Below are 4,891 nucleotides of genomic sequence, written 5' to 3'. Positions count from 1 at the left end.
ACTGATTCTCCGGGTCTCCCGAGGTTTCGCCCCAATACAACCGGGGTTTTAGCATCGCGACTTTGCAACAAAATCTCGATCGCCCTTCCGAGTTGCCAAATCCGCTGTTTCGAGATTGGATTGTAGACAGCGTAGGGTGCGTCGCCACCGACAATTCTCGCTACTAGCAACTATTACCCTGCGACGCACCCTACAACTGGTAATTTAGCGTTCATTGGTTGCGGGTTTTGTGAAGAAGATTTTTTAACCGCAGAGGGCGCAGAGGACGCAGAGAAGGAGAAGAGAGAGAAATCATTTAAACTTATTTCTCATACCTGCGCGGTGTGTATACCCAAACATCTCCAAACTTCCGAGGAATAATCCGAGTTTGACTGGAACCGATAATTACTAAGGTTCTCATATCCGCGTCTTCGGGTTGGAATTCGCCGAGGGTGCAAACGCGCACTGATTCTCCGGGTCTCCCGAGGTTTCGCCCCAATACAACTGGGGTTTTAGCATCGCGAGTTTCTAACAAAATCTCGATCGCCCTTCCGAGTTGCCAAATCCGCTGTTTCGAGATTGGATTGTAGAATGCCATAACTAAATCCGCCTTTGCAGCGGCCGAAATCCGCTGTTCTATGACCTCCCAGGGCTTGAGAATATCCGAAAGCGAAATCGCGCAAAAATCGTGTCCGAGGGGTGCTCCGATCGCAGCAGCGGCCGCCTGCATCGCGGAAATACCCGGTGCTACCCGAATGTCGATGCCTTCCCATTCGGGTTTAGCGTCAAAGTCGATCGCCTCAAACACTGCCGCAGCCATCGCAAAAATCCCCGGATCTCCCGATGAAACCACGGCGACGGATTTGCCGGATGCTGCTAAATCTAATGCAAAACGGGCGCGATCGATCTCTTGGCGGTTGTCGGAATCGTGCCTGTTTTGTCCTTCCCGCAGGGTGCCGGCTAAGTCGAGATAGAACTTGTAACCCACCCAATCCGTGGCTTCCCGCAGAATTTGTTTGACTTCCGGGGACATCCAGGGCGCGCCTCCGGGCCCGGTACCGACGATCGCCAGTTTGCCGCGGCTGATGCCGATCGCACTTGCATCGATCGGTTGGGTAGCAAGTGCGATCGCACAAGTGAAGGCGTTTGTGCGATCGTATCCGATTAACTGACTGTTTGCGCCCGCTGCTGTCAGGCTAATTTGGGCGGCGGTGACATCAAAACTGGAATTATATTGTATTAATTTAACTGTCTCGAATTCCACAAGTTCGGGAACATTCAACAAACAAACTGGCACTTTAAAAAATTGGCTAATTGCTTCTAAAATCGGATTTCCCATATCATTTTTTAAGGCAAAAAATCCGGCAACTGAGGCGGCTGCTACATCTGTGTTTTCTAAGATTTGCTGCACGTAGGAAATTGCTACTTCCGGCTCAACACAGGATAGATTTGTGAGTGCAAATGCTGCAATTTGCGGGTGGTAAACTAAACAATCGACGGTTGGTAAAACTGCTTTTTCGGTGACGAGTAGAGTTAATTTGGCATCGGGGGCGAGTGGCAAATTGCTCTCCCAAAGCCAGTTAGCAGCCCCTTCTAGCCGTACTTTCGCTCCGGCGAGCAAATTTGAAATAAAAGTCTTCGCATCCTCTGGATTCGCTAAATAATAGCCTTGGGGAGGACTCAGCAGCGCCGTCCGAAACCGGATATCTCCCGTCGTCGTGATGGCGGGTTGTACGCCGAGGGCTGCTGCAATTTCTCTGGCTAAGTCGTTGACTCCGTGTAAACCTCCTAGCAGCGGTACGACGGCGCTTCCATCTTCGGCGACTGCTAAGACTGGGGGTTCGGCGCGTTTGTCTGATAGCAGCGGGGCGAGGGTGCGGATGATGATTCCGGCGGCGCAGATGGCGATGATTGGGGTTTCTGTGGCGAATAATTCCCGCAATGTTTCGCCGAAGTTGCTAAAGTTGATGTCTGTGTCGGATGTGCGATCGACTAAACCGTAAATCTGGGAACCTGGGAAGACTGTGGAGATTGTTTTGGCGATCGCTAGGCTGTTTTGACCTAAGATAATTATGGCCGGAGTAACTCGAAGCATTTTATATTTTATATTTTATATTTTATGAGAATTGCGACGGAAAACTCTTTGATTCCCATACTATAGCGGTTCTCACAAAGGTTCGCGGACGTTGTTGGGCTTGGGCCATCTTGGTTTCAGCGGTTCTATAAGCTGTCAGTCATACCTCATCTTTTTGAGAAAGGCTATATGTAACTATCAACTATCAACTGTCAACTGTCAACTGTCAACTGTCAACTGCTATATTTCGAGGTTTGGCTGTGAAACGGATTGTGTTAATTGCAGGGTTTGAATCTTTCAATGCCGATTTGTACCGGAAAGCCGCCCAGTTGGCTGCTTTCCGGTGTCAGGATTTAGAAGTGCGGGTTTTTAGCGATCGCGCCCTTGCAGATGAACCCGACGCCGTAGCAGCCGCCCTCTCGAATGCTGATGTGTTTTTTGGGAGTTTGCTGTTTGATTACGATGCGGTAATGTGGCTGCGAGAAAGGGTGCAACATATTCCCATTCGCCTGGTTTTTGAGTCGGCTTTGGAATTAATGAGTCTCACTCAAATCGGCGCTTTTAAAATTGGCGACAAACCGAAAGGTATGCCGAAGCCGGTTAAGTTTATTTTGGATAAGTTCAGCAACGGGCGAGAAGAAGATAAACTCGCTGGTTACATCAGTTTTTTGAAGGTGGGGCCGAAGTTATTAAAATATGTGCCAGTGCAAAAAGTCCAAGATTTGCGAAATTGGCTAATTATTTATGGTTACTGGAATGCGGGCGGTACTGATAATGTTGTCTCGATGTTTTGGATTATTGCCCAAAAGTATTTAGGGCTGAAGGTTGCAGATATTCCACCTCCTGTGGAAACTCCCAATATGGGTTTGCTGCATCCAAATTATAACGGTTATTTTGAATCGCCTCGGCAATATTTGGATTGGTATCTCGGTAATCAAACAATTATATCTCGTAGGGTGCGGATCGATGAAAAATCTGCGAATCAACTCGACAATCTCCCAGCGACGCACCAGACAATCTCCAGACAAAATGATACAAAACCCGTTGTGGGCATTTTGCTTTACCGCAAGCACGTTGTCACCAAACAGCCTTATATTCCTCAATTAATTCGCTATTTTGAAGATGCGGGAATTATACCCCTACCGATTTTTATCAATGGCGTTGAAGGCCATGTGGCGGTGCGGGATTGGATGACTTCTGCTGCTGAAACTGTGCAGCGAAAACAAGGAAACGCCGCAACTCTTTCGCTTTCTCCAGATGCTGTGGAAGTTGATGCGATTGTTTCTACGATTGGCTTTCCGCTGGTGGGCGGGCCCGCTGGTTCGATGGAGGCTGGGCGTCAGGTGGAAGTTGCTAAGAAGATTCTGGCTGCTAAAAATGTACCTTATTTTGTGTCTGCGCCTCTGTTGATTCAGGATATCCATTCTTGGACTCGGCAGGGGATTGGTGGTTTGCAAAGTGTGGTATTGTATGCTTTGCCGGAGTTGGATGGCGCGATCGACCCTGTGCCTCTGGGCGGTTTGGTGGGTGAGGATATTTACCTGGTTCCCGATCGCGCCAAACGCCTCACAAGTAGAATTAACAATTGGGTGAAACTAGGTAAAACTCCCCCATCTGAAAGAAAAATTGCAATTATTTTATACGGGTTTCCTCCCGGTTACGGTGCGGCGGGTACGGCGGCTTTATTAAATGTACCGAAATCGCTGCTAAATTTCCTGCACAAACTTCAAGATGCAGGTTATACAGTTGGAGAAATTCCGGCTGACGGTGAGGAGTTAATTCGCATGGTGAAGGAGGCGGATGAAGTCACCGCCGATGCGGAGGGAATTCACCGCAATACAGTTAATGTCAAAACCCTGGAGAAGTGGCTGGGATACTTGTCAGCAAGTCGCATCGAAAAACAGTGGAAATCTCTAACTGGTACGGGCATTAAAACCGACGGCGACGAATTTCAAATCGGTGGCATTCAACTGGGGAATGTGTGGATAGGTTTGCAGCCACCGCTGGGAATTTCCGGCGATCCGATGCGCTTGATGTTCGATCGCGATTTGACGCCTCACCCGCAATACGCCGCTTTTTACAAGTGGCTGCAAAATGACTTCCAAGCTGATGCTGTAGTTCACTTCGGGATGCACGGAACTGTGGAATGGTTGCCCGGATCTCCTCTGGGAAATACTGGCTATTCTTGGTCAGATATTTTGTTGGGAAGTTTGCCGAATCTTTATATCTACGCCGCCAACAATCCGTCTGAATCGATGTTAGCAAAACGGCGCGGTTACGGTGTTTTAATTTCTCACAACGTGCCAGCCTACGGTCGCGCTGGCTTGTACAAGGAATTGATAACTTTGCGCGAGTTGATTGCGGAATATCGCGAGGATGCAGAAAAAAATTATCTGCTGAAAGAGGCTATTTGCAAGCAGATTTTAGATAGCGGTTTGGAGGCTGATTGTCCGTTTGATGATGCTCTAAAATTGGGGATTGCTTTTAGTTTTGAAAATCTGCGAATGTTTAGTGCTGATGCTTTTAACCGCTATTTGGTGAAGCTGTACGAGTATTTGCAGGTGGTGGAATGTCGCTTGTTTTCTTCGGGTTTGCACGTTTTGGGGGAACCGCCTAATTCTGAGGAAATGCGGGCTTATCTTGAGGCTTATTTTGGGGATAAGTTGTCACCAGAACAGCTAAAAGCTATTGTTTCCCAAACTAGCACGGGCAAGATGCCTGTGCCACAAGATGGGTTTGATGGGGTTTTTGAGGAAGGGTTGCTGGTTCGAGATTTGTTGTTACAAACGACGGATGAGTTGACTAATCTTTTGCGGGGCTTGAATGGGGAATATATTC

The 4,891-nt window shown here is 48.2% G+C and carries 2 protein-coding genes; one reads left to right on the top strand and one right to left on the bottom strand.

From position 1 onward, the window contains the following. Positions 1–301 precede the first annotated feature (301 nt). On the bottom strand, positions 302–2,074 hold the full coding sequence (cobJ, locus tag IQ270_RS28150) for a precorrin-3B C(17)-methyltransferase (protein ID WP_193976424.1): 1,773 nt from the start codon (positions 2,072–2,074) through the stop codon (positions 302–304). 239 nt (positions 2,075–2,313) lie between these two features. On the opposite strand from cobJ, the gene bchH reads away from it, so the two are divergent. Further along, positions 2,314–4,891 (top strand): magnesium chelatase subunit H (gene bchH / locus IQ270_RS28145; RefSeq protein WP_193976423.1); only part of this gene is annotated, 2,578 nt, incomplete at its 3' end.

This window comes from Microcoleus sp. LEGE 07076, assembly GCF_015207455.1.
Classification (GTDB): domain Bacteria; phylum Cyanobacteriota; class Cyanobacteriia; order Cyanobacteriales; family Microcoleaceae; genus Microcoleus.
Note: the sequence above shows the minus strand (reverse complement) of the source record. Positions and strands in the feature narration are given on the sequence as shown.

Bases quoted from the DNA above. Each gene is read 5' to 3' on its own strand.
- cobJ (WP_193976424.1), bottom strand. From the start codon at position 2,074: ATGCTTCGAGTTACTCCGGCCATAATTATCTTAGGTCAAAACAGCCTA.